The sequence below is a fragment of the Kitasatospora sp. NPDC008115 genome (assembly GCF_042957205.1).
Taxonomy (GTDB): Bacteria; Actinomycetota; Actinomycetes; order Streptomycetales; family Streptomycetaceae; genus Kitasatospora.
The window spans coordinates 14,319-39,770 of sequence record NZ_JBIBHU010000014.1; the positions used below are offsets into that span (position 1 = coordinate 14,319).

The 25,452-nt window shown below is 73.6% G+C and carries 20 protein-coding genes; 13 read left to right on the forward strand and 7 right to left on the reverse strand.

What is annotated here, in order from left to right; all coding sequences use genetic code 11:
- Positions 1-185 precede the first annotated feature (185 nt).
- Together ACFZBX_RS18955 and ACFZBX_RS18960 are read left to right on the forward strand one after the other, a co-directional pair.
- Positions 186-1,361 carry a serine/threonine protein kinase gene (locus ACFZBX_RS18955; protein ID WP_391534880.1) on the forward strand — a complete coding sequence of 392 codons (1,176 nt, stop codon included), beginning with the start codon at positions 186-188 and terminating at the stop codon, positions 1,359-1,361.
- An 11-nt stretch (positions 1,362-1,372) separates the two neighbouring features.
- Positions 1,373-2,131: an HAD family hydrolase gene (locus ACFZBX_RS18960; RefSeq protein ID WP_391534881.1), complete on the forward strand. Its 759-nt coding sequence runs from the start codon at positions 1,373-1,375 to the stop codon at positions 2,129-2,131.
- On the opposite strand, the gene ACFZBX_RS18965 is transcribed toward ACFZBX_RS18960, so the two are convergent.
- The gene (locus ACFZBX_RS18965) at positions 2,082-3,506 is read right to left on the reverse strand and encodes a N,N-dimethylformamidase beta subunit family domain-containing protein (RefSeq protein ID WP_391534882.1); all 1,425 of its coding nucleotides are present in this window, start codon (positions 3,504-3,506) and stop codon (positions 2,082-2,084) included. The two genes, ACFZBX_RS18960 and ACFZBX_RS18965, sit on opposite strands and share 50 nt — an antisense overlap.
- A gap of 293 nt (positions 3,507-3,799) precedes the next feature.
- Here ACFZBX_RS18965 and ACFZBX_RS18970 point away from each other — a divergent pair, with 293 nt between their 5' ends.
- Positions 3,800-4,645, forward strand: a complete 846-nt coding sequence (locus ACFZBX_RS18970) for a class I SAM-dependent methyltransferase (RefSeq protein ID WP_391534883.1) — start codon at positions 3,800-3,802, stop codon at positions 4,643-4,645.
- A gap of 28 nt (positions 4,646-4,673) precedes the next feature.
- Positions 4,674-5,447 carry an N-acetyltransferase gene (locus ACFZBX_RS18975; RefSeq protein WP_391534884.1) on the forward strand — a complete coding sequence of 258 codons (774 nt, stop codon included), beginning with the start codon at positions 4,674-4,676 and terminating at the stop codon, positions 5,445-5,447.
- On the opposite strand, the gene ACFZBX_RS18980 is transcribed toward ACFZBX_RS18975, so the two are convergent.
- From ACFZBX_RS18980 to ACFZBX_RS18995, 4 genes are all read right to left on the reverse strand, one after another.
- The gene (locus ACFZBX_RS18980; RefSeq protein WP_391535035.1) at positions 5,437-6,534 is read right to left on the reverse strand and encodes a hypothetical protein; all 1,098 of its coding nucleotides are present in this window, start codon (positions 6,532-6,534) and stop codon (positions 5,437-5,439) included. The genes ACFZBX_RS18975 and ACFZBX_RS18980 overlap by 11 nt on opposite strands.
- A gap of 109 nt (positions 6,535-6,643) precedes the next feature.
- Positions 6,644-6,916 (reverse strand): hypothetical protein, encoded by a 273-nt coding sequence (locus tag ACFZBX_RS18985; RefSeq protein ID WP_391534885.1) that lies wholly within the window; start codon positions 6,914-6,916, stop codon positions 6,644-6,646.
- Between the two features lie 122 nt (positions 6,917-7,038).
- Positions 7,039-7,215, reverse strand: coding sequence for a hypothetical protein (locus tag ACFZBX_RS18990; protein WP_391534886.1), 177 nt, complete (start codon positions 7,213-7,215; stop codon positions 7,039-7,041).
- Positions 7,216-7,507: 292 nt separating this feature from the next.
- A complete protein-coding gene (locus ACFZBX_RS18995) occupies positions 7,508-9,853 on the reverse strand; it encodes a collagenase (protein ID WP_391534887.1) in 2,346 nt (781 codons plus the stop codon).
- Between the two features lie 332 nt (positions 9,854-10,185).
- On the opposite strand from ACFZBX_RS18995, the gene ACFZBX_RS19000 reads away from it, so the two are divergent.
- The 7 genes from ACFZBX_RS19000 to ACFZBX_RS19030 all read left to right on the forward strand — a co-directional run bounded on the left by ACFZBX_RS19000 (position 10,186) and on the right by ACFZBX_RS19030 (position 18,937).
- The gene (locus ACFZBX_RS19000) at positions 10,186-11,322 is read left to right on the forward strand and encodes an aminotransferase class V-fold PLP-dependent enzyme (protein ID WP_391534888.1); all 1,137 of its coding nucleotides are present in this window, start codon (positions 10,186-10,188) and stop codon (positions 11,320-11,322) included.
- 61 nt (positions 11,323-11,383) lie between these two features.
- A complete protein-coding gene (locus ACFZBX_RS19005; protein ID WP_391534889.1) occupies positions 11,384-12,727 on the forward strand; it encodes an ABC transporter substrate-binding protein in 1,344 nt (447 codons plus the stop codon).
- A gap of 110 nt (positions 12,728-12,837) precedes the next feature.
- Positions 12,838-13,692 (forward strand): carbohydrate ABC transporter permease, encoded by an 855-nt coding sequence (locus ACFZBX_RS19010; RefSeq protein ID WP_391535036.1) that lies wholly within the window; start codon positions 12,838-12,840, stop codon positions 13,690-13,692.
- Positions 13,689-14,552: a carbohydrate ABC transporter permease gene (locus ACFZBX_RS19015; protein ID WP_391534890.1), complete on the forward strand. Its 864-nt coding sequence runs from the start codon at positions 13,689-13,691 to the stop codon at positions 14,550-14,552. The genes ACFZBX_RS19010 and ACFZBX_RS19015 overlap by 4 nt, the downstream gene beginning before the upstream one ends.
- An 8-nt stretch (positions 14,553-14,560) precedes the next feature.
- The gene (locus tag ACFZBX_RS19020) at positions 14,561-16,333 is read left to right on the forward strand and encodes a glycoside hydrolase family 36 protein (protein ID WP_391534891.1); all 1,773 of its coding nucleotides are present in this window, start codon (positions 14,561-14,563) and stop codon (positions 16,331-16,333) included.
- Positions 16,334-16,366: 33 nt separating this feature from the next.
- Positions 16,367-17,404 carry a LacI family DNA-binding transcriptional regulator gene (locus ACFZBX_RS19025; protein ID WP_391534892.1) on the forward strand — a complete coding sequence of 346 codons (1,038 nt, stop codon included), beginning with the start codon at positions 16,367-16,369 and terminating at the stop codon, positions 17,402-17,404.
- Between the two features lie 360 nt (positions 17,405-17,764).
- Positions 17,765-18,937 (forward strand): styrene monooxygenase/indole monooxygenase family protein, encoded by a 1,173-nt coding sequence (locus ACFZBX_RS19030; RefSeq protein ID WP_391534893.1) that lies wholly within the window; start codon positions 17,765-17,767, stop codon positions 18,935-18,937.
- Between the two features lie 15 nt (positions 18,938-18,952).
- Here ACFZBX_RS19030 and ACFZBX_RS19035 read toward each other — a convergent pair whose 3' ends face one another.
- Positions 18,953-21,817, reverse strand: coding sequence for a hypothetical protein (locus ACFZBX_RS19035; RefSeq protein ID WP_391534894.1), 2,865 nt, complete (start codon positions 21,815-21,817; stop codon positions 18,953-18,955).
- A 198-nt stretch (positions 21,818-22,015) separates the two neighbouring features.
- Here ACFZBX_RS19035 and ACFZBX_RS19040 point away from each other — a divergent pair, with 198 nt between their 5' ends.
- Both ACFZBX_RS19040 and paaI read left to right on the forward strand, forming a co-directional pair.
- Positions 22,016-23,467, forward strand: coding sequence for a WGR domain-containing protein (locus ACFZBX_RS19040; RefSeq protein WP_391534895.1), 1,452 nt, complete (start codon positions 22,016-22,018; stop codon positions 23,465-23,467).
- A 203-nt stretch (positions 23,468-23,670) separates the two neighbouring features.
- Positions 23,671-24,066 (forward strand): hydroxyphenylacetyl-CoA thioesterase PaaI, encoded by a 396-nt coding sequence (gene paaI, locus ACFZBX_RS19045; protein WP_391535037.1) that lies wholly within the window; start codon positions 23,671-23,673, stop codon positions 24,064-24,066.
- Positions 24,067-24,179: 113 nt separating this feature from the next.
- On the opposite strand, the gene ACFZBX_RS19050 is transcribed toward paaI, so the two are convergent.
- Positions 24,180-25,433, reverse strand: a complete 1,254-nt coding sequence (locus ACFZBX_RS19050; protein ID WP_391534896.1) for a phenylacetate--CoA ligase family protein — start codon at positions 25,431-25,433, stop codon at positions 24,180-24,182.
- Positions 25,434-25,452: the final 19 nt, after the last annotated feature.

Sequence of the window (25,452 nt, forward strand, 5' to 3'; positions counted from 1 at the left end):
CAAGTTCGCTATGGGGGTACCCATCTGATTACCCGTCTGATCGCCAAGAGTCCCAGAGGTTTAGACATTCGGCCGGAAGATGACGTTCAGTGTCCCGCATAGAGATCAACCCTTGACTCCTCCGGGGCAGTACCCGCAGGTTAGGCCTCTGCACCCACGTGATCCCGATACGAAGGGCTTGTTACGTGACCGAGCAGACGACTGCCGCGACCGATGAGACTCCCGACGCCTCCTCCCGTCCGATCCGGGTCAACGCCTGGAACGGCTGGGACCCGCTGCGCCACGTGATCGTCGGCCGGGCCGAGGGCACCGTGGTCCAGGCACCCGAGCCCGCGGTACGCCGGGACTACCCCGAGGACGGCTTCCCCCTGGGCACCTACGGGCCGATGCCCGAGGACATGGTCGCCGAGGCCGATGAGCAGCTCGACAACTTCGCCGAGATGCTGCGCCGCCGGGGCATCAGGGTGGACCGCCCCACCCCCCTCGACTTCAACCAGCAGGTCTCCACGCCCGACTGGACCCAGGACTCCATGTTCGGCTGCATGCCGCCGCGCGACCTGCTGCTGACCGTCGGCAACGAGGTCCTGGAAGCGACCATGTCCTACCGCAGCCGCTTCCACGAGTACCTCGCCTACCGGCCCCTGCTGCAGAACCTCTTCGACTCCGACGAGCGCATGCGCTGGGAGGCCGCACCCAAGCCGCGGCTCTCCGACGCCTCTTACAACACCAAGTTCTGGGACACCTACAACGACCTGCCGACCGAGGAGCAGCTCGCCCGGGTCCGCGACTACGACCTGGTGCTGACCGAGGCGGAGCCGCTGTTCGACGCCGCCGACGTCGCCCGCTTCGGCAAGGACCTCTTCGTCCAGCTGTCCTTCGTCACCAACCGCAGCGGCTACCAGTGGCTCAAGCGCCACTTCCCCGACCACCGGGTCCACGCGGTCACCTCCACCAACACCCACCCGCTGCACATCGACGCGACCTGGGTGCCGCTGCGCCCGGGCCTGGTGCTGCACTGCGGCGAGCGGCTCGCGGACGCCGAGCTGATGGAGTTCTTCCGGCTCAACGACTGGGAGATCATCGAGGCGGTGCAGCCGGCCAGCTGGGACCACCCGCCGAAGCTGTCGTTCTGCAGCCCGTGGCTCGCCGGGAACATGCTGAACATCGACGAGAACACCCTGTGCATCGAGGAGAAGGAGGTCCGGCTGTCGGAGCAGCTGGCCTCCTACGGCTTCGAGATCGTCCCGGTGCCGTTCCGGGCGGTCGGCCCGTTCGGCGGCGGTCTGCACTGTGCGACCGTCGACATCGAGCGGGACGGCGATCTGCAGGACTACTTCCCGCGCCGGCACGGTCGTTACTGAGGCCGGTCCTGATGCCGACCGTGCCGATGCCGGAGATCCGCGCCGTCGTCTTCGACTTCTACGGGACGCTGGCGCGGATGGTCGAGCCGTTGCCACCCGACCACCGCGAGATCTTCGACCGCCGGGGCCTGTCCGCCCAGGGCGCCCGCTGGGGCGACCAGTGGGCGGTGGGTCCCGGTGAGGGGGAGGAGCACGCGGCCCACTCCGCCACCGAAGCCGACTACCACCGCTGGGAGTTGGACCGGCTCCGGCGCAGGGCCCTCGACTGCGGGGTGCCCGGGCACGAGCTGGAGGGCCTGGTCGGGGAGATCGACCTGGTCATGAAGGCCGTCCGGCTGGAGCTCTTCGAGGACGCCCGCGCCGTCCTCGGGGAGCTCCGCGCCCGGGGGCTGCTGGTCGGCATCTGCTCCAACTGGTTCTGGAACCTGGAGGACTGCCTGGCGGAGGTCGGCCTCGGCGGCCTGGCCGACGTCGTGGTGGGCTCCGCCCGGGCGGGTGCGCGCAAGCCGCACCCGCTGATCTACCGGACGCTGCTGGAGAAGTGCCGACTGCCGCCCCGGCAGGTGCTGTTCGTCGGGGACATGTGGGCGCCGGACGTGCTCGGCCCGCTCACGGCCGGGATGCCGTCCGTCCATCTGTGCCGGCCGGACCCGGCGGTACTCGGGTCCGAGCCGCCCCTGCCGGAGGGGGCGGCCCGGATCCGCGGGCTGGAGGAGCTGCTCAGCCTCGTGGCGAGCGGTGCCGCAGCCGGTCCAGGAGGTTGCGGGTGACCCGGGCGACGCCGGCGTCCTGGTCGTTCCCGCAGACCACCGGCCAGTCGGTGGTGCCCGCCGAGAACACGGTGCCGCCGGCGGTGTAGAGGCCCATGGTCGCGGCCCGGGGGCTGGTGATGCCAGGCTCCCGGGCCGGACCGTTCCAGTGGTCCCACTTGAAGTCGTGGAAGTCCTCGTGGACGGGGTCGAGGACGTGGATGCCGAGGATCAGGAAGGAGGCGGGAGTGCCGTCCTCGCCGGTGGCGCGGGCGACGCCGTGCTCGTCGCGCTCGTAGGCGGCGCCGTCGCACTCGTACCCGATGAGCGCGGTGCCCTCGCCCAGCCGGTCGGGCCCACCATCGTCGGGTCCACCGTCGTCGGGCCCGCCGCTGCCGGAACCGTCGCGCAGACCGGTGCCGGCGAAGACCCAGTGGTCGGCGTGCTGCACCGTGTACCCCCCGCGCGGACGGTTCCCGGGCCATTCCGCGCTCGCCCACATGCCGCCGTTGCGGAAGCTCACCCCGGTGAGCGAGTTCTCCGGACGGCCCACGCCGTCGGGCTGCGCCGGCCACCACTGGTCGGTGGCGGGAAGGTGTGGATATTCGTCGCCGACGTGGTGGTCGGTGTCCGAGACGAAAGCGGTGTTCCCATCGGTCGGGTGAATGCGCCACCAGCAGGTGTTGGCACTGAGGAAGGCGATGTTCCCGCCGTCCCGGACGAATTCCTCGGCATGGCCGCGCATGGCCTCGCTCCAGTATTCGTCATGGCCGACGCTGAGCAGTAGATCGTACGAGGACAACAGGTCGGGGTCCTCGTGCAGATCGAGGTCCGTGCAGAATTCGACGGGGTAGTCGTTGCGCTCCAGCCAGCCGATGAAAGGGGCGTCCCAGTAGGCCAGGTCGATGATTCCGCCGGGCCGGTGCAGGCTCAGCCGGTGCCCGCGGGGATCGCCGTCCGGCAGGTACACGGGGTGGTCGTAGAGGCTGGCGCCGCGGTCCTCGCCCGGCCGGTCGGCGCGGTTGTAGGCGTGCCGGGTGTAGGTCGACTTCTTGTAGAGGATGCGCGAGCGGCTGCCGGCCCGCCGGGGCCGGACGACGAAGAACTCGCGGGCCGGCCCCTCCAGGCCCGCGGCGTCCAGGAGTGGCGGGTCGTCGCCGTCCTCGACGAACTGGACGACGTGCATGCCGGGGGTCCAGTGCTCCGGCACGGGCAGGGTGAGCGGTGGCCAGTCCCAGCCCCGGGCGGGCGAGACCCGGCCGGGGACGCCGTCGGGGTGCGGGCGCGGCGGGTGGAGCGAGCCGGGGTGCCACCCGGTCTCCGCCACCAGGTCCAGCCCCCTGCCCAGCCGGTAGAACCTCAGCCGGAACCGGGCGGCGTCCGTGGAGACGTGCACGGTCAACTCCTCCCCGGAGGTGACGCTTTCCCTGCCGAGATATCCCTCTATCATTCCGCCTCCCAGCAGAGCGAACGGCCGGCGAACAGGTTTCCGGCGGCTTCGGCCCGCCATCGTAGGCGGTTCCGCGAATTCCGGGCAACGGTGTTGTGGAACCGGTCATTCAGCACCGCCTTTCGGACAGCGAAGCGGATCGGGGGAATCCTCTACCGCCGGGCCGGGTAGTCGGAATTCAGCGGGACCCGACCGGCTACCGCGAATCCTTCACCTCCGGTCAAGAACGAGGCTTTGGCATGAGCAATGAATTTCGAGTGAGAGAACTCGTCCTGGGAATCGAGGGCCTGGCGCTGCTGCGGCACGCCCTGGACGGCGATGAGAAGTTCCTCAAGGAGCGCGTCGAGGACATCCGGCGCTTCGTCGCGGGCGACGCGGAGCTGCCGGGAGGGGACAGCGACGTCAGCGAACTCGGCCTGGCCGAGGGCTACGCCTCCTGGTCGGCGGTGTACGACTCGCTTCCCAACTCGTTCATCGAGGTCGAGGAGCCGGTGCTGCACGGAATACTCGACACCCTTCCCACGGGGACCGCCCTGGACGCCGCCTGCGGCACCGGGCGCCAGACCGGCGCCCTGGTCGCCCGGGGGCACCGCACCATCGGTGTGGACCAGTCGCCGGAGATGCTGGCCAAGGCCGCTGAGCGCGCCCCGCAGGCGGAGTTCCGGACCGGACGCCTGGAGAGCCTGCCGCTGGAGGACGACTCGGTCGACCTCGCCGTCTGCTCACTGGCCATGACCCATCTGCCGGACCTGGCGGCCGGCGTGGCCGAGCTGGCCCGGGTGGTGCGGCCCGGCGGGCGGATCATCGTCTCCGACCTGCACCCGTTCGTCATCGCCCTCCAGGGGCAGTGCGTCTTCGTGCACGGCTCCGAGCAGCTGGCGTTCGTCCGCAACCATGTGCACCTGCCCGGGCGTTACCTGGAGGCGTTCAACGCGGCGGGGCTCCGGGTCCGGGCCTGCCACGAGCCGCTCTTCAACGGCCGCCTGGCGCCTGGTGGTTACGAGGAGTTCATCGCGGACGCGGCCCGCGCGGCCTGGGACGGGCTGCCGATCGTCATCGTCTGGGACGTCGAAGTCCCCGCCTAGGCCTACGAGAAGAAGGAGGAGTTTCCCGATGGCCCTGGTCGTGGTGACCCACGCGGAGAAGCCCGAACTGTGGGACCGCATGCCGGAGCGGTTCGCCGGCATCGTGCCCGAGTACAACCTGCACGGAGACGTCAACGACGGCTACTGGGACCGGCTGTTCTCGGATTTCGCCGAGTACCAGTTCGTCCTGTACGACGACGAGCGCGAGCTGGTGGCGGGCGCCGGGCGCTCGCTGCCGCGCACCTGGGACGGCACGGCCGCCGACCTCGGTCCCGGCCTGGACGACTCCATCGCCCGGGCGTTCGCGGACCGCGACGCCGGCCGGACCCCCGAGGCCCTGTGCGCGCTGGGCATCGAGGTCGCGGAGGACTACCAGCGCCGCGGCTTCTCCAGCGTGCTCCTGGACGGGATGCGCCAGGTGGCCCGGCGGGCCGGCCTGGCAACGGTGCTGGTGCCCGTCCGGCCCACCTGGAAGGACAAGTACCCGCTGGTGCCGATCGAGCGGTACGCGACCTGGCGGCGCGCCGACGGCGCTCCGTTCGACCCGTGGATCCGTACCCAGGTGGGCGCCGGCGGCGCGGTCGCCGGCGCCTCCGAGCGCTCCTCGCGGATCACCGGCACGGTGGCCGAATGGGAGAGCTGGACCGGGCTCGCCTACCCGGAGGACGGCGACTACGTCTTCCCGAACGGCCTCTCCACCCTGCGGATCGAGCGCGAGCGGGACCTCGGCTCGTACTGGGAGCCCGCGGTGTGGATCACCCACCCGGTGCCCCCGGAGGTCACGCCCGAGCTCACGCCGTAGGCCACTTCTCCCCGGCCCTGACGGCGGTCCAGGCGAAGGCGGACATCAGCCGCACCTCGTCCGGCCCGGCCTCCGGCCGGCGCTCGGGCGGCAGGCCGGCGGGACCGGCGGTGGAGACCGCCGAGTCCCGCAGCCGGGCGAGGGCGGCCGGCGGGACGTCGCCGGGGCCGTCGCCCAGCCGGCGGGCGGCCTCGGCCGCCTGCCGGCCGAGCAGCAGGCAGTGGATCCACAGCTCCTCGGCGAAGCTCCGGCCGAACAGCGCGGCCACCTCCGCCGCAAGGTCGGCCGGCATGCCCTCGGCCACCGCCTCGTCCACCGCGCGCTCGGTGAGACCGGTCTGCGGAAGGGCGTCGCGCCAGCGGTGATGGCCGCGCCCGCCGTCCGGGCCCTTCTCCTGGCCGACGAGCCGGATGTAGCCCTCGCCGTACCGCATGTACGGGATCCACCCCGGCTCCTCCAGGACCCGGCCGCGCGCCAGCAGCGGCCCGGCGTCGAAGGCGTCCGTGGGGCAGACCGCGAGCCGAATCCCTTGCGTCGCATGGCCGTTGATGCTGCTGGTGCCGATGTGCTCGACCACGTTGGGCACGGCGATCAGGCCCATCCGGCCGCGGGCGCGGAAGAAGACGGAGAACAGCTCGTCGTCGTGGCGCTCGGAGCTGCCGGCGGCGAACCGGCGGAACTCCTCCGCCGTGTCGACCGGCAGGCAGACGGCGAGGGACGGTGTGAACTCGTCGGGCACCGCCCGCACCCAGGCGGCGCCGGCGAGCGCGGCGAGCCGGGAGGCGCCGCCGTTGCGCGCGTGCCAGTTGGTGTAGTAGACGAGGGCCTCGTCGGGGAACCGGGCCGCCGCGCGGGTGACCAGCGCCACCAGGTTCTCCGGGCAGGCCACGTCGTCCTGGACGACGAGGTGGTGGCTCGCCCCGGCGTCCGCCGCCGCCCAGGCGACCATTGCCGTCCGCATCGCCGAGGGCGGACCGTCCGGCTCCGGGTCGAGCGCCAGGCCGCCCAGCCCGAGCCGGTCGGCCAGCTCCCGGGCCTGGACCAGGCGCACCGGGTGGGTCATGACCGCCGAACTCACGCGCACCATCGTCACCTTGGCTCTCCCTCGCTTCTGGGGTCTCGCGCCATGGTGTCAGGAGCCGCCCAGCTGCGGATAGGGTGCGAAGTGATCTCGGCCGGATTTGGGGCGGTCGGGCTCACGACCAGTGGCGCGCTCTCCAGCGCACGATGGCCCGGGGCTCGCCGGCCGTCCGGTACGCGAGGTCGATTCCGTCGTCCGCCGGACCGTCCGCGGGCCGCCGTCTCGGCACGGCCAGCGCGAGGACCGACAGCCAGGCGATCCCGACGAACACGTCCACACACAGTGCAGGCAGCAGCGGCATCCGGCCGCCGTCGTGCACGGCCACCACCACCCAGGCGGCGGCGGCCGCGGTCACCCCAACGATCAGACAGCGCAAGGCGATCGGCATTCCGTCTCCCTAACAACCGGTCGTGCGGCCAGCGAACCCGGCTGCTTGGGGACACAGTGAACGGCACGGAGTGCCCGTTGTGACGACGTATTCAGGACAGAATTGGAGTAGACCAATTTTGATCACGCGATCCGCCTCGCCGTGGCACGGCAGGGGCCGTCCCACCTGGGGCGGGAGGCGCGGATGCGGTCCAGCCGTTCGGTGTCCTCGCCGGGCGCGTGCGGGACGAAGGAGGCCTGCTCGCGGCGCCGGGTGTGCTCGGCGTTGCCAACTCCCGCCAGTGGAAAGGGAGTCCGCACAGCTCCGGGTCGCAGTACTCCTCGCCGGTGCCGCGATGGCCGTTCACCTGGGCCGTGAAGTCCGATTCGCCCGCCACGCACTGCCGTCCGCCGGTCCGGCACCCGGTGGCGGGCGGGGGCCGAAAGCCGCTCGTGATCCAGTGTCAGGAGGAGTGTCGAGGCCGGCGGCAGGCAGGCCCCGGAGATGGAGCCGGGTGTCTCGACGTCGCCCACGAGGCCTTCCCCGGACCCCGCGCCGCCCCCGCGCCGGCCGGAGGACCCTCCTCCGGCCGGCACGGGGGTCGCACACGCCTCAGCGGCGCAGCGGGCCCTCGCAGGTGTAGTCGGCGGTGCCGGCCTGGCCGGTGGGCCAGACGTCGACCTTGCCGAACCAGCAGTTCATGTCGGCGAGGTTGTTGGCGGCCGCGCCGGCGCGGGTGAGCAGGTAGTAGTCGACGGTGTCGGCCATCGACTCGCGGACCTGGCCGGCGCTCAGGGAGTTGGTGAGGCTGGCGGTGATCCGGCCGGTGCAGGTGAAGCGCATGGTGTTGTTCCAGTCCGCGTTGTCCTTGCAGACCGGGGTGTTCTGGGTGGCGCGGGCGAAGGAGTCCCGCACCTCGGAGGCGTAGGCGAAGCTGAGTTGGCCGTTGGGGGTGTAGGCGGTGGCCGGGACGTAGAGGTCGGCGGCCTTCGGGGCCTGGGCGTCCAGGTACGCGGTGTACTCGCGCTGGAGGTCGGCGTCGCGGCCGAGGCGGTCGCGCCAGGCGTTGTAGCCGTCGACGTCGTCGGCGCGCAGCAGGCGGTACATCTCCGCGAACTGGTCCGGGTGCCGCTCGCCGAGGAGGTTGAAGAAGGCGGCCGCGTACGGGTAGGCGCGGAAGCCGAGGCCCTTCCAGGTGGCGTGCAGGATCTGGTCGACGGTCAGCCGCGGCGTGCCGTACCGGTCGTCGGCGGCGATCTCCTTGAACATGTTCTTGCGTGCCTTGACGCCGTCCTTGGCGGTGGCGCCGGCGAAGTACTCGGCGGTGCCCTCGTTCATGGCGAAGGTGGCGTCGGACGGCCAGCGTTCGGTCCCGCCGATCCCGGGCAGGGCCCAGCGGCCGTTGAGGTAGTGGGTGTACTCGTGCCGGAACAGCTCCTCCAGGCTGAGGTACGACTCGTCGCTGGTGCGCTGGTAGGTGTAGAAGGTGGAGCCCTGCTCGATGTACATGCCGCCGTTCTCGACCTCGCCGATCCGGAACAGCAGGTACTGCAGCAGCTTGTAGTTGGACTTGGTGTCGTACAGCTGCACGGTGAGGACCTGGTTGGGGTCCTCGGCGAGCGGCTGGTCGGTGCCGACGGTGCGGAAGAACTGGGCCTTGACCTGCTTGGTGGCGTAGTAGAGCCGGTCGGCGGTGGCCTTGTCGAGGGCGGTGCGGACGACGAGGGTGCCGTTGTCGTAGCTGTAGGTGTTCGGGAAGAACTGCCGGTACAGGTCGTCCTGGCAGGCGTCGTACGCCCGGCACAGGCCGAGGTCGTTGACCGGGACGGCCACGTTGGCCCACGGGCGGCTGAGCCGGCCGAAGTTGTCCCGGACGGCGGTGATGACGGCGCCGACCTCGTCCTTCAGCACGGGCTTGAGCGCCTCGATGTCGGCCAGCCGGGCGTACTCCAGCATGGCGTCGCCGACGGCCCACTCGGTGCCGGTGCCCTTGAGGTGGGTGTAGTCGGCGAAGGCCCGGATCGCCTGCCGGTAGCCGGGGTTGTCGACGACGGTGGTCCGGAACTTCCCGTCGTCCTCGACCACGTTGCGGATGCCCTGGTAGTTGATCTGGAGCACGGCCTGGAGGGCCCAGTTCCAGCCCCTGTTGCCGATGTACGGGCTGTCGGCGGTGGCGTACTGCCGCAGCACCCGCTCGCCGAGCGGCAGGAGGACGGGCCGCAGCGGGGGGCCGCTGGCGGCGTGGAACACCTCGCCCATGGCGTCGCCCGCCGCCTCGGAGGGCTCGAAGACGCGGGGGTTGGCGGTGTAGGCGGCGATGGCGCCTTCGATCGAGGACGTGGTGGTGTCGTCCTTGAAGTCGAACTCCTCGTGGTCGTAGTCGACGATGGTGGCGACGTGCAGGTAGTACCAGAGTCCGCGCGGGTTGAGGGCGGTGGTGCCGTCGAACCTCGGGGCCAGGGTGGTGATCCGCTCGGCGACGGCGCGCACGTGGTCCGTGGTGAAGACCGTGGCGAGTTCTGGCTTCCAAGTGCGGAGCAGCGGCAGCAGGCAGTCGTCGTAGCCGTGCGCGGGGTCGCCGAGGAAGTCGGCGAGGGCGGTGGGGGAGAGCGCGGCGAAGGCGGCGGGGTCGCAGGCGGCGACGGCCGTGGTGCGGGCGGTGGGGGAGGAGGGGGTGGCCGGGTCGGCGACCGGCTGCCCGGCGGTCGGGATCGACGGGCGGTCGGCGTTCTCCGGTGCGCCCTCGGGGCCGGCGTCGCCGGCCCCGCTGCCGTGGGCGATGTCGCCGGTGGCGCCGGCCGGGGGGCGGGCGGCGTCGCCGAACGTGGACGAGAGGGCGGATGCGGCCGGGCGGGGGCCGGGCGCGGCGGCCTGGGCGCTCCGGACGAGCGGGGCCGTGAGGGTGGCGGCGAGGGCCGCGGAGAGCAGGACTGTGCGCAGACGTGGGGTGGCTGACACGGGAACTCCCGAGAGCGTGGGGGTACTGCCAACCATCATGGGGAAGGCGGCAGTTGAAGGTGTGGGATGAGCTCGCGGGGTCGGAGGCGAGGGGGGTCGACCCGGTAGTCAGTAAAATAGTAATGTCAAATTGCATTGCGCAAGAGGGTGTCGGCCGGACCTCTTGGCAGGGGTGTAACGAGAAGGTCTCGACCGGGCGGCGTTGGCCGCACGGGTCTTGACGGGGACTCAGCAACGGGCGTTTGCTGGCTCCCGCTCGTTCGATGGTGATTGGTTCTGTTTATTTGCGTGTGATTTGAACGTTCAAATCGACTCAAGTGTGGGGGAGGGTCATGCGTGACTACCTGGCGCAGTTCGCCGAACCGTTCGGCTATCTGGACTTCGCCCGGTTCGGGCCGGTCTCGGAGCCGGTCCGCAGGGTCCATGTGCGCGAGGCCGACCGGCTCCACCGCCGGGGCTGGGCCGCGCTGGAGCGCCTCGACGCGGAGGCGGACGCGACCGCCCGGACGGCCGGCGGGCTGCTCGGCTGCGCACCGCACGAGATCGCCTTCGTGAGCTCCACCTCGCACGGCCTCTTCGCCGCCGCCCACGCCTTCACCCGCCCGTTCGCCGGTCAGGACGGAACCGTGCTGATGGCGCGGACGGACTTCCCCGGCGCCCTCTACCCGTGGCTGCGAGCCGCCGGGAACGGCGGATTGACGGTGCGTCAGATCGGCGGGCCGCTCACCGTCGACACCGTCCGCGCCCACCTGGACGACCGGGTGCGCGCCGTCGCGGTCTGCGCGGTGGACGCCGCCACCGGCTTCCGGGCGCCGCTGGCCGGGCTCAAGGAGCTGATCGGCCCGGACCGGGTGCTGGTGGTGGACGCCGTCCAGGCCCTCGGCGCCGTGGAGTTCGACGCCGACGCGGCCGACGTGCTCGCCGCCGGCGGCCAGAAGTGGCTGCGGGCCGGCTGGGGCGCGGCCGTCCTGATGGTCCGCGACCGGGTCGCCGGGCTGCTCGGCCCCGGACTCGGTGGCTGGTCCGGAGTGCTGGACCCGCTGGAGGCCCCCGCCCACCCCTGTCCGCCCCGGCCCGGCGCCGTCGCCCACACCCTCACCAACCCGGACGGCGTCGCCGTCGCCGCCCTGGGTGCGGCGCTCGCGCTGGTGCGCGACGCCGGCGCCGGGCGGATCGAGGTCCGGATCGGCGAGGTGCTCGGCGGGCTGCTCGCCGCCGCCCGCGCCGCCGGGGCCGAGACGGCCGGCGGGCCGGGGGAGCCGGAAGGCTCCGGCAGCGGCATCGCCCGGCTGCGCCTGCCCGGCGCCGACCCCGCCGCCGTCCACCGCACGCTCACCGCCACCGGCCTGGCCACCACCCTGCGCGGCGGCTGGATCAGGCTGTCGCCGCACGCCAGTACCGACCCCGCGACCGCCGAGCCGCTCGCCGAGGCGCTCGGCCGCGTCCGGCGGGGCGTCCACGTCGGCTGAGCGGACCGCCCGCCCCTTTCGCCCCAAGTCCAGTCCTTCGCCCCCCTCGGAAAGGCCTGCAATGTCACACCTCACTCGTCGCGATCTGCTGCGCGCCTCCGGCGCCGGCCTGCTGGCCCTGTCCGCCGGCGGCGCCCTCTCCGCCTGCGGCGGCTCCGGCGGCACCGGCTCCTCCGGCGGGGACGCCGCCACCGGCACCGTCACCGTCTGGTCCTGGACCAACGCCGCCGACGCCCTGCGCGGCGTGGTCCCCTCCTTCGAGAAGGACAACCCCGGCATCAAGGTCGACGTCCAGGACGTCGGCAACCCGGCCATCTGGGACAAGATCACCGTCGGCCTGGCGGCCGGCGGCCAGGGCCTCGGCGACGTCCTCCACATCGGCTGCGACTACCTGCCCGGCTACCTGGAGAAGTTCCCCAACGGCTTCGCCGACCTCTCCGCCCTCGGCGCCGACGCCCACAAGGACAAGTTCACCCCCGGCCTGTGGCCGGTCGTCACCGACAAGGCCGGGCGAGCCCGAGCCCTGCCCTGGGAGGTCAACGCCCAGGGCTTCTTCTACCGCAAGGACATGTTCGACCGGGCCGGGATCGACCCGACCACCTTCGCCACCTGGGACGACGTGATCGCCGCGGCCGGCGCCTTCAAGGCCGCCAACCCCGGCGTCGGCCTGGTCGGCCTCAACCGGACCGGCACCCCCGGCCCCGACGTGGACTTCCTCCAGGCCCTCATGCAGCAGCAGGGCGCCTTCTTCTTCGACCTCCAGGGCGACATCAGCCTCACCTCCCCCGAGTGCGTGCGCGCCCTCACCCTCGTCAAGCGCCTCGACGAGGCCGGCGTCGTCATCGAGACGCCCGGCTCCACCGCCTGGCGCGCCCAGATGAAGGACGGCAAGCTCGGCGCCGGCCCGCAGCCGTCCTGGGCGGCGCACTTCATCGAGAGCAGGTTCCCCGACCTCAGCGGCAACTGGCGGCTCACCCGGCCCCCGGCGGTCACCCCCGGCGGCAAGCGCACCGCCCTGGTCAACTCCACCCACCTCGCCGTCGCCGCCTCCAGTCCGCGCCGCGCCGCCGCCTGGAAGTTCGTCGAGTACGCGCTCACCCGGGTCGACGCCGTCAACTCCATGTTCAAGGCCGGCAGCGTCTTCCCCGCGCTCACCGCCGCCTACCAGGACCCGGTCTACAGCGCGCCGAGCGCCTACTACGGCGGCCAGCCGGTCCTGAAGACCTTCACCGAGCTGCTCGCCGAGGGCGGCGACGCCACCAACTACTCCGGTGACTACGCCCGCGCGCTCAAGGTCGTCAGCGACGCCCAGACCAAGGTGCTGACCAAGGGCGCCGACCCGGCCGGGGCGCTGCGGGAGGCCGCGGAGCAGCTCGCCCAGCAGACCGGGCGCAAGCTCAAGTGACCGCCGCCGCCCCCTCGGTGGACGGCCGCACCCCGGCCGGTGGCACCCCGGCCGGCGGCTCGGCGTCCGGCGGCGCGGCACTCCCCGGCGCCCGGGTCCGGCGCGCCCGGCTGCGCCGCCGGGCCGTGCCCTACCTGCTGCTCGCGCCCGCGCTGCTGCTCTTCGCGGTCTTCAAGGCCTACCCGATCGTCTCCTCGCTGCTGCTCTCGCTGAGCGCCGGCTCGGGCACCGTCACCCACAGCGCCGGACTCGCCAACTACCGGCGGCTGCTGGACGATCCGCTGTTCTGGACGGCGCTCGGCAACACCGCCCGGATCCTCGTCGTGCAGGTTCCGGTGATGCTCGCGCTCGGCCTGCTCCTGGCGGTCGGGCTCAACACCGCCCTGGTCCGCTGGCGTGTGGTGTGGCGGCTCGGCGTCTTCATGCCCACCGTCACCGGCCTGGTCGCCACCGGCGTGCTGTTCTCCTTCCTGCTCAACACCGACAGCGGCGCCGTCAACAAGGCGATCGAGGCGGTGGGCCTGCCCGCCGTCGACTGGTTCGGCAGCGGCTTCTGGTCCCGGACGGCCATCGTCCTCGTCCTGACCTGGCACTACACCGGCTACAACGCCGTCATCTACCTGGCCGGGCTGCAGGGCATCCCGAAGGAGCTGTACGAGGCGGCGACGGTCGACGGCGCCGGAGCGGTGCGCCGGTTCACCTCGGTCACCCTGCCCGCGCTGCGGCCGGTGGTGCTGTTCACGGTGGTGCTCTCCACCATCGGCACCCTCCAACTGTTCGACGAACCCTATGTGCTGACCCGCGGCGGCCCCGACAACGCGACCCTCACCGTCTCCATGTACCTGTACGACAACGGCTTCCGCTACTTCGACTTCGGCTACGCCTCCGCCATCGCCTACGCGCTCACCCTCATCGTCTCGGTGCTCGGCGCGATCCAGATGCGCCTGATGGGAGAACGCGAATGACGCCCGTCACCTCCGTGCCGCCGGGGGCCGCAGGCGCGAGGCGCCGGCTGCGCGGCTGGCCGGCGACCCTGGCGCTCGCCGCCGTCACCGGCCTGTCCGTCGCCCCGTTCTACTGGCTGGTGGTCTCCGCCACCCTCAGCGACGCCGAGATCTTCTCCTGGCCGCCCCATCTGCTGCCCGGCGGCCACCTCGGCGACAACCTCCGGCACCTGAACGACCGGGTCGGCCTCGGCCGGGTGGTGCTCAACTCCCTCCTGGTGTCCGGCATCCAGACCATCGGCGCGCTCGTCGTCGCGCTGCTCGCCGGCTACGCCTTCGCCAAGTTCCGGTTCCGCGGCCGCACGGTGCTGTTCGCCGTCCTGCTGTCGACCCTGGTCGTGCCGGACCAGGTGATGCTCGTGCCGCTGTTCAAGATGATGATGTCCTTCGGCCTGCTCGACACCTACCAGGCCCTGATCCTGCCCGGCCTGTGCGTGCCGTTCGCCATCTTCCTGATGCGCCAGGCGCTTTCGAGCATGCCCGACGAACTCCTCGACGCCGCCCGGGTCGACGGCGCCGGGGAACTGCGGGTGCTGTTCGGCGTCGTGGTGCCGGTCATGCGGCCGGTGCTCGCCGCACTCGGGATCTTCCTGTTCCTCGGTTCGTGGAACAACTTCGTCTGGCCGCTGATCGCCCTGCGCAGCCCCGAGATGCACACCCTGCCGGTCGCGCTCGCCACCCTCCAGGGCATGAAGAGCAACACCGACTACGGCCTGATCCTCGCCGGAACCGCGCTGTCCACCCTGCCGATGATGGTCCTCTTCCTGGTCCTGCAGCGGCAGTTCATCTCCGGCCTGCTGGCCGGCGCCACGAAAGGCTGAACCGAACCATGACGGAGAACGCCGAGAGCACGGCGGCCACGGAGGTCTGGGAACCGCACGCCACCGCCACCACCGCCCGCCCGCGTCCGGTCGCCGTGCCCGGCCTCACCGCCGGGCGGCTGGAACTGCTGGTCGCGGGCACCGCCGAGGTGCGCACCATCGCCCCGGACGTCGTCGAGATCACCGCCGAGGACCCGGGCCAGGACGGCGCGGGCGACGTCCGGATCGAATGGCGCACCCCCTGCACCGACGCCACCGCCTTCTGGACCCCCGAACTGCGCGGTGCCGACTGGCTGCCCGCCGCCTGGAGCGCCCCGCGCCGCACCACCCTCTCCCGCGGCGCCCCCGTCGCCGCCCTGGTCGGCACCGGCGACACCACGCTCTGCGCCTTCGCCGCCGACCGCGAGGACGCCCTGGCCGGCGCCGGCGTCGTCGAGGAGACCGGGGAGTTCCGCTACTGGGTCCAGGCCGCCGGCCGGCTCACCGTCCGCATCGACACCTCCGGCCGGCACTTCGCCCAGAGCCTCGCCGACCTCGCCGACTGGTGGGCCGCCGCAGCCGAACGCAAGGCCCACGTCCCCGACGCCGCCCGCCGCCCCGCCTACTCCACCTGGTACGCGCTGCACCAGAACATCACGCCCGAGGCCGTCGAACGCCAGGCCGCCCTCGGCAAGGAACTCGGCCTGGACACGATCATCGTCGACGACGGCTGGATGACCACCGACCGCACCCGCGGCTACGCCCACTGCGGCGACTGGGAGCCCCGCTCGCTGCCCGACACCGCCGCCCACGTCGCCCGCGTCCACGACCTCGGCGTGCGCTATATGCTCTGGTACGCCCTGCCCTTCATCGGCAAGGACAGCGCCGCCTGGGACACCCTCTCCCGGTACGCGCTCGCCGACGCCGACCACCTCGGCGCCGTGATCGCCGACCCCCGCTACCCGCAGGTCCGCACCCACCTCGCCGACCGGCTCGCCCGCGCCGCCGAGGAATGGGGCATGGACGGGCTGAAGATCGACTTCGTCGACTGGTTCGGCGTCCAGGACCCGCCCGCCCCCGGCCCCGAGGCCGACTGCGCCACCGTCGACGAGGGCCTGCGCCTGCTGCTCGGCGAGATCCGCCGCCGGATCGACGCCGCCCGCCCCGAGACGATGGTCGAACACCGCCAGCCCTACGTCAGCCCCGGCCTGTGGCCCTACGCCACCATGATCCGGGCCACCGACTGCCCGCTCAGCCCACACACGAACCGCCGGCTCGTCATCGACACCCGGCTGATCGCCGGACCGCTCGCGGTCCACTCCGACATGCTGATGTGGCACCCCGCCGAACCGGTCGAGCAGGTCGCCTGCCACCTCATCAACGTCCTGTTCGGCGTGCCGCAGATCTCCGTCGACCTCGCCGCCCAGAACCCCGGACAGCGCGAGGCACTCGCCTTCTGGCTGGGCGTCGCCCGCGCGCACATCGACACCCTGCAACTCGGCGACCTGCGCCCGGCCCGGCCGGACCTCGGCTACCCGATGGTGACGGCGACCGGCGACGGCGAGGTGGTCGTCGGCCGGTACGCGGCGCTGCCGGTCGCGGCGGCCGGGGAGTGGCGTACCCTGCTGGTCGCCAACGCCGACGCCGACCCGGACGTCCGCCTGGCCGGCGGCCACGGCCTCGCGCAGGCCACCGTCCAGGACGCCCGCGGCCGGGACGTCGCCACCGCGACGGTCCGCCTCGACGGCGGGGCCACCGTCCACGTCCCCCGGGGCGGCCTGCTGACCCTGCGCCGGGTCTGAGCGCCGCCCCCATCCGCCGACCGAGGAGCGCCGATGACCACCCCGGGACCGCGCCCCGTCCGCCGCGCCACCACCATCGCGGACGTCGCCCGCGCGGCCGGGGTGTCCCGGCAGACCGTCTCCAACACGCTCAACGCCCCGCACCGCGTCCACCCCGACACCCTCGCCCGGGTCACCACCGCCGTCGAACGGCTCGGCTACCGGCCCGACCAGTCCGCCCGCTCGCTGCGCACCGGCGAGCGGCGCACCATCGGCTACCTCGCCCCGGTCGACGACCCGCACGACCCCAACCCGCTGATGGCCGGCTTCCTCGAAGCGCTCGTCGACGCCGCCGGCGCCGAGGGCAACCACGTGCTGCTCCTCCGCCCGGCGGCGGGGGAGCGGCACGCCCGGGCGGCGATCGATGCCGTGGTGGCGGCCCGCCAGGTCGACGGACTCGTCCTCGCCGACGTCCTGCCCGACGACCCGCGCACCGCCCGCGCCGTCCGCCTCGGCATCCCCTTCGCGGCCTTCGGCCGCACCGGCCCCGGCGTGCCACCGCACTGGGTCGACATCGACAACGCGGCCGCCACCGCCGAGGCCGCCCGCCACCTCGCCGAACGCGGCCACCGCCGGGTCGCCTTCGTCGGCTCCGCCTCGCCGCTGCCCTGGCTCGCCGCCCGCCGCGAGGGCTTCCACCGGGAGGCCGCCCGCCTCGGCCTCACCCTGGTCCCCCCGGCCGCCGACGGTGACCTGCGCACCCTCCTGCGCGGCCCCGACCGGCCCACCGCCGTGGCCGCCGACAACGACCTCGCCGCCCTCGACATCTACGAGGCCGCCCGCACCGAGGGCCTCCGGGTCGGCCACGACCTCGCCGTCACCGGCTTCCACGACACCCCCCTCGCCCGCCACCTCCGCCCGCCCCTCACCTCCCTGCGCCTCCCCCTGCGCCCCATCGCCACCGCCCTCGTCACCCGCCTCCTCACCCAACTCCGCGGCGCCCCCACCCCCACCGAGGGCACCGAACTCCCCGCCGACCTGGTCATCCGCCCCAGCTCCTCCCACCGGCTGCCCTCCTCCTTGGGAGGGTGAGAGCGGCGGTGGGTGCGGGTGTGGGCGTTGGAGTTCGCGCCGACCGGGTCATCCGGCCCGGCTCCTCCCACCGGCCGCCCTCCTCCTGAGGGAGTGAGGTGTTGGTGAGCGGGGTGCGGGTGTTGGGCCCCTTGCCTCAGGCTCCCTCTTCCACGTGGTGGTCGCCGGACGGCTTTGGAGGAGAGTTCTGACGGTCGGTCCGTCCGGTCGCGCATTGTCGCCTGACACGCCGGGCGCGGTCTGGACACGGTGGGGGTGTTCGGCGGACGCTGCTCGTCCGGTGACCGAGACGGAGGAGGCGCTGTGCGGCGGGTTGCGGTGGTGGGGGCGGGGCAGGCGGGGTTGCAGGTGGGGTTGGGGTTGCTGGGGGCGGGTGGGTACGAGGTGGCGGTGGTGGCGGCGCGGACGCCGGAGCAGGTGCGGGGTGGGCGGGTGATGTCGACGCAGGCGATGTTCGGGCCGGCGTTGCGGGTGGAGCGGGCGGCGGGGCTGGATCTGTGGGAGGGGGAGGCGCCCGGGGTGCGGTCGGTGGACGCCGTGCTGGTTCCCGAACCCGGGGTGCGGGCGGTGGAGTTCACCATGACGCTGGACGAGCCGGCGCAGTCGGTGGACCAGCGGGTGAAGATGGCGCGCTGGCTGGAGCTGGTGGAGGAGCGCGGCGGGCGGGTCGAGTACCGGGAGCTGGATCTCGCCGGATTGCGGGAGTTGGCGGCGGCGAACGATCTGACGGTGGTCGCGGCGGGGCGGGGCGAGCTGGCCGGGATCTTCGAACGGGACGCCGCCCGTTCGCCGTTCGACGCTCCGCAGCGGCGGCTCGCGGCGCTGTACGCGCACGGGGTGGGCGCGCCCGATCCGGCGGCCGGGCCGCGCGCGCGGATGCACGCGGTGCCCGGGGTGGGGGAGTTGTACCTCCAGCCGGCGCTGACACTGTCCGGGCCGTGCGACATCCTGCTGTGGGAGGCGGTGCCGGGCAGCCCGTTCGACTGTTTCGGGGATCGGCCGGAATCGGTGGAACAGCTCCGCAGGATGCGGGAGTTGATGGGGGACTATCTGCCGTGGGAGGCGGAGCTGTGGAAGGACGCCGAGCCCACCGACCCCGGCGGCTCGCTGTACGGGGCGCTGACGCCGGTGGTGCGCCGTCCGGTGGCCGAACTCGGCAACGGGGCAGCCGTGTTCGGGATCGGGGACGCGGTGGTGGTGAACGATCCGATCACCGGCCAGGGCGCGAACAGCGCCGCGCGGGCGGCGGAGGCGTACCTGCGGGCGATCGTCGAGCGCGGGGACCGGCCGTTCACCACGGAGTGGATGACGGAGGTGTTCGAGGACCACTGGGAGCGGCACGCCCGCCACGGCGTGGCGCTGACGGCCGCGCTGCTGACGATGCCGGACCACCTCCAGGCGGTGTTCGCCGCCGCCGGTGAGCACGGCGCGGTGGCCCGGCGGCTCGCCAACACCTATGCCGAGCCCGCCGACTACGCCGCCTGGCTGGCCACACCGGAACTGGTCGACGCCTACCTCGCCACCGTCGGCTGAGCCGCCCGGCCGCCGTCAGGGCGCGTCGCCGACCCGCAGGTCGGTGGCGATCTGGCGGCGGCCGGTCAGCAGGGCCTCGGCGAGGACGCCGGCCGTGACCAGGGCGGTGAGGGCGAGGGCCGGGGGCAGGACGGCGGCGGGGTGCAGCGGCAGGCCCGGCGGGACGGGGGTGCCGAGCAGGGCGGACAGGTCGAGGGCCGGGCCGAGCAGGGCGACGGCGGCGAGCGAGGCGAGGACGCCGCCGGCCGCCGCGAGCAGGGTCTGCGGGAGGGTTTCGACCAGGATGAGCGCCAGGCCCTGGCGCGGGCGCAGGCCCATGGTGCGCAGCCGGGCGAGGGCGGCGGCTCGGTCGGGGGCGGCGCGCAGCAGGGTGAGCAGGGCGGCGAGCAGGGCGAACGCGCCCGCGCCGGCGGTGGTGGCCCGGAACACCCGGGTGGCGGCGCGTTGGAGCGGGTCCTCGGCGAGCGCGGCGGTGCGGGCGGCGGCGGTGTCCACCAGGTAGCCGTCCGGGACGTCCTCCGGCCGCGGGCCGACGACCGGGACACCGGTCAGCCGGGCGGTGTCGGCGAGCAGCGGGTGCACCGGCAGGTCGTGCAGCAGTCGCCGGAGGGCCGCCTCGTCGAGGTCGCCGACGGCGAACCAGTGGCCGTGGTCGGCCAGTCCGGGGACCCGGGCGGTGGCCGGGCCGGCCGGCAGGACGATGAACGGGTGGGTGGAGTCGCGCAGCGCGGGGGTGGCGTCGACGGTGCCCGCGTACTGGGCGCGCAGTTCGCCGGTGCTGGTGAGGTAGATCCGCTCGGCCCCGGCGTGGCCGCCGAGTTGCTCGACCAGGCCGCGGGAGTAGAGGGCGGGGACCGGGACGTCGCGCCCGGCCGGCCAGACCGGACCGTCGGGGGCGGCGAGCCGGGAAGGGTCGAAGGCGCCGCGGCCGACGCTGCGGGAGATCTCGGCGTAGGCGGGCGGGTCGACGACCAACAGGCTGATGGTGAGGTGGCGTTGGCCGGGGCGCAGCACCGCCGCGTCGGTCAGCAGGGTGACGGCGGTGGCGGCCCGGACGCCGGGCAGCCGGCCGGCCGCCTCGGTGAAGGACGCGGGCAGGCCGTAGCCCCTGGGGGCGCTGACCATGACGTCGCCGCCGGTGGCGAGTCCGGACTCGCGGACGCGGCCGGTGTCGACGGCGTCGAGCACGTTGGCGCCGAACCCGGCGGTGGTGACGGCGAGCAGCAGCGCGAGCGTCGGCAGGACGGCGGGACGCGGGCGTTCGCCGCAGCCGCGGGCCGCTCCGGCGAGCCCGAGGAAGCCGACCGCGCTGCGCCGCCGGCCGACGGCCCTGGCGAGGGCGCCGAGCAGGAGCGGCTGGAGCCGGGCCAGCAGCAGGCCGGTGACCAGGGCGATCAGCAGCGGCGCGGCGACCAGCAGCGGGTCGGTCCCGGCGCCGGGCGGGGCGGCGCCGCGCCGGCGGACCTCGGCCACGGCGGCGGCGGTGACGGCGAGCAGGGCGAGTTCGCCGACCACCCGGCGCGCACCGCCGCGCCGGGCGCCCCGGCGGGCCCGGGTACGGGCCCGGGTGCGCGGGCCGAGCAGCATCAGCGCGCGGGCCGGGAAGGCGAGCAGCGCGAAACCGGTGGCCGCCGTCCCGGCGAGCAGCGCGGCGCCCCAGCGCGGGGTGGGCAGCAGCAGGAGGGCGAGCAGCAGGCCGGGCGCGGCCCCGGGCAGCACGGTCGTCGCCCCCTCACCGAGCAGCCGCCGCAGCACGCCCCGGCGGGAGCCGCCACGGGCCTGGAGCAGCAGGAGTTCGGGGCCGCGCCGGTCCGCGGCCAGCGCGGCGGCCAGGCACAGGACGACCACGACGACGCCGGCGAGCCCGGCCGGGCCGAGCGCCGCCAGCGGGGCGGCGGCGTCCCGACGGGCGGTGGCCAGGGTGAACAGCTCGGGCAGGGAGGAGAAGGTGCGCAGTTCGGGGCGGCCGGTCTCGGCGGCGAGCCGGGCGGCGGTGGGGCCGGTCAGGTAGCTCGCCAGTTCGCGTTCGGCCGACGCCAGCCGGTCGGCGCGCAGCGAGCCGGGGTCGACGGGCAGCCGCCAGGAGAGCTGTCCGCCGTCCGCCCAGTCGAGCAGGCGCGGCAGGTCGTCGCCGCCGGTCAGGCCGGTGGCCTCCCACCAGCGCTTCCACTCGAAGGTGCCGGGGATGCGCAGGCACGGGCGGGTGAGGCAGTGGATGTCGATCCAGTACGGGTCGGCCTCGTCGTGGGGCCGGAAGGTGCCGACCACCTCGGTCCCCGGGGACGGCGCGAGGCGGGGGAGGGGTTCGGCCGTCAGCACGTCGCCGACCCGGATGCCGAGCCGGTCGGCGGTGGTCCGCGACACCACGATCTGGATCGGCCGGCCGGCGGGGGCGGCGGCGGGCCACCGTCCGTCGACGAGGGTGGCGTGCTCGGGGAGCCCGGCGAGGTGACGCAGTCCCAGCGTCGGGGACGGGCCGTCGGGGCGCGACAGGTGGGGGTCGGTGAGGGTCCTCACCCGCTCGCCCCGGACGCCGTGGACCGGTCCGCTCGCCGAGATGCGGAACTCCCCGCCGGTGCGGGCCAGCAGGCTCGCGGCGACGGCGTCCAGCGCGGCGGAGTCGTCGTCCGGGCGGAGGGTGGCGGTGGTGACCAGGCTGGTGGCGCCGATGCCGCGGTCGCGCAGGAAGTCGCGCAGGGCGGCGTCCTCGCCCCGGTCGACGCCGCGCGGCAGGCCGGCCGAGAGCAGGACGACCGCGAACACCAGCACGGCGTTCAGCAGCGCCGTCCAGGGCGCGGCGCGCAGCCGGGTGCGCACCCAGCGCGCGGGCCGGTGACCGGGGTGCGTGGCGGGCGTCGGGGGTGGTGCCAGGTCCTGCATCCGCCTGCTCCCCCGTTCCCGGTGTCGGGCGACCGGATAGCGGACGATGCTGTCAGAGCGGCGTGCCCGGCGGAAGGTCCGTTCGGGCAGACCCGGGCCGGGGGCGGGGTTGTCGGTGCGGGCGGCTAGGTTCTGAGGTGTCGCCGGGTACCGAGCCCTGCGCCCCACGTCACGCCGTGCCCGGAAGGGGCCCACGCCATGTCAGCCACCGCCACCGACGAGCAGTCGACCTACCTGGAGCTGTCCGAGGACAGCGGCAGCGCGCACAAGTTCTACGAGGTCCGGGTCAGCGGGGCGGACGTCACCATCACCTACGGGCGGATCGGCGAGAGCGGCCAGACCAAGACGACCGGCTACCCGACGCCGGAGAAGGCCGCGTCGGCCGCCGCCAAGAAGATCGGCGAGAAGGTCCGCAAGGGCTACGCCCCGGCGGTGCGCGGGGTGCGCCAGCCCCGGGCGGTGACCCGCCGGGCGATCGTCAGCAGCCGTTCGACGGCCCGCCAGGCGCCGGTGCTGTGGCGGTTCCGCTCCGGCGCGGCGGCGTTCGGCATCTTCATCGGCGAGGAGCACGCCTGGGTCGGCAACGAGCGCGGCGACGTCTACACCCTCACCCACGACGGCGAGGTGACCGGCCGCTACGGACTGCCGGACGGCGTGAAGTGCATCGTCGCCGACGACTGGTGGATCTACGCCGGCTGTGACGACGGCAAGGTGTACGACCTCGGCGGCAAGGTGCCGCGGGTGGCGTACGAGATAGCCGAGGACGTCGACATCTACTGGCTGGACATCCACGACGGCGTGCTCGGCGTGGCCGACGCGCGCGGCGGGATCACCACCGTCGACCACGAGGACGAGTTCCAGTGGCGCCGCTCGGCCGAGGGCAGCCACGGCTGGATGGTGCGCTGCGACGACGACGGCGTCTACCACGGCCACTCGCGCGGGGTGGCCCGCTACGCGTCGCGCGGCGGCGCGCCCGTGTGGCACACCGCCACCGACGGCGCGGTGCTGTTCGGCTGGCAGGAGCGGGACGAGGTGTTCGCCGGCACCTCGCGCGGCTCGGTGCACCGGCTGCGCAAGGCGGACGGCTCCGAGGTGGCCCGCTACCGCTGCGACGCCTCGGTGTTCTCCTGCGCGGCCTCGCCCGACGGCCGTTACGTCTTCGCGGGCGACAACCACTCCTCGGTGTACTGCTTCGCGGCCGACGGCACCCGGCTGTGGAAGCTCGGCACCGGCTGCGGTTCGGCGTACAGCATGCAGTACCGCGACGGCCGGCTCTACCTGGTGACCACGGACGGCTCGCTGGTCTGCCTGGACGCGAGCGAGGAGGCGGTGCGCGCGGCCGAGGAGGGCCTGCTGCCGAAGGCCGCCGAGGTGGACGGCAGCGGCTGGACGGCGTCGGTGGCCGGCGCCGCGATCGAGTCGGTGGCGGTCGGTTCGGCGGGCGCGGCGGGCGGCATCGAGGTGGAGTGCGTGCAGGACGGCGCCCGGCTGCGGGTGCGGGTCGTCTCGCCGGGCTACGACCCGATGCGCCGGGTGCAGTTCCCGAAGGACATCCGGGTGCCGGGCGCGCGCTACCTGGTGGCGGAGGTGCTGGAGTCCGGCAGCGGCTCGTTCTACCGCGCCCGGGGGGACATCAAGCGGCTGCTCTGAGTTCCCCGGACGGACGTTCCGTCCCCGCCGGAAGACCGTTGACAGCCCGTCGCGGCCCTCGGTGTAATGCGGGTGCGATACGCACGCACGGCACACCGACCGTTTCGGGCTGTTCCCGGGGAAAGCAGGGCGTCATGAGCGTGGACACCGCGGCCGGCACGGATTCCGGCGCACCGGCGGCAGGCACCGCGCCGCATTCCCGGATGGCCGGGCTCTACAAGCGCGACCGCGCATGCCAGGGGCTCGGCATCACGCTCGACGCGGTGTCCACCGGGCGCGCGGTGATGCGGATGACGGTGGGCCCGGCCATGGTGAACGGGCACGGCATCGCGCACGGCGGCTTCCTGTTCCTGCTCGCCGACGCGGCGTTCTCCTACGCCTGCAACAGCTACGGTCCGGTGACGGTCGCCCAGGCCGCGCAGGTGACGTTCCTGGCGCCGGCGGCGGTGGGGGACGAACTCACCGCGGAAGCGGTCGAACGCACACGCTCCGGTCGTACCGGCGTTTACGACGTGACGGTGCGGAATGCGGCCGGAAAGGTGATCGCGGAATTCCGCGGCCAGAGCGTGATGCTCGCCGGAACGCCGCACACGGGCTGAGAACCGGCCGGTTCGCGGGCGGGGCCGCCGAGGTCCCCGCCCGCGATCCGATCCGATCCGATCCGATCCGATCCGGTTCGAACCGAACCGAACCGATCCGAACCGGATCGGGCTCAGGCCGGCGGGCGCTCGTCGATGACCTGCTGGAGCTTGCCGGTGCGCGGGTTGGTGAGCAGTTCCGAGCGCGGCACCCACTCCACCACCAGGTCGTGGATCGCTCCGGCCGCCACGTTGTCCGGGTAGAGCGGGCGCGCCTTGTACACCGCCTCGACCAGCCGCTCGGTCAGGCCGGCCGGCGGCAGTTCGGTGTACCCGAGGCGCAGGGTCAGCCCGTCCTTGCCGTCCCAGCGCCGCTGGACCATCTGCATGCCGGAGATGATCTGTTCCGGGTCGTGGGCGAGCAGGACGGCGCGGATCTCCTCGGTGGGCATCGCCACCGTGCCGACCCGGGCGCCCTCGGCGGACCGGCCGACCAGGCGGAACCGCCCGCGTTCCACGTCGACCCACTCGGCGCGGTCGCCGGTCGGGTAGCGCAGGATCGGCATCAGGGTGCGGAACAGGTTGGTGACCACGACCCGGCCGGGCACCCCCGCCCCGGTGACCGGCTCGCCGGTGATGTCGTCGATGAGCTCCACCACGGTCCGGTGGGGGAACGCCTCGTGCACCCGGACGTCGTTGCCGGGCACCGGAGCGCCGACCAGGCCGGCGTCCACCGAGGCGTAGCCGATCGAGGCGACGGCCGCGTTGGGGAACGCCCGGGAGAGGATCGGGCGCAGGTCGGCGAAGAGCAGGTCCCCGCCGAACAGCAGCAGTTCGATCCGCTCGGCGACCTTCCCGTGCTTGACCAGGTACTCGGCGACGGAGCTGAGCTTCATCGGCTCGCCGGCCAGCACGTCCACGCCGAAGTCGTGGATCAGCCCGGCCACGTACGCGTCGGGCGCGGCGCCGACCGGCAGCCGGACGTTGTCGACCGGCGCGTGGTGCAGGGCGTTCTCGATGTAGAGGAAGCCGCCGTACAGCTCGCCGGCGCAGAACAGGTTGGCGACCCGGTGGCCGGGCCTGAGGCCGGCCTGGACCAGGCCCGCGCCGAACGCGGTGACCGAGTCGGCGTGCTCGGCGCGCGACCAGGGGGAGAACTTGGGGACGCCGGTGGTGCCGCCGGTCTTGTAGACCCCGGCGTCCAGCAGGGGTCCGGTGAGCAGCCGGTTGTCCGGCCAGGAGTTGGCGGCCCAGAAGGCGGTCTGCTCGATCACCGGCAGCTGGGTGAGGTGTTCGACGCGCGGCGGCAGGTCCCGGTACAGCTCGGCGTAGAACGGCGAGTTGCGGCGCGCGAAGTCGACCAGCTCGGAGAGGGGTTTGGCGGGCATGGCAAGCCTCCTGACTATT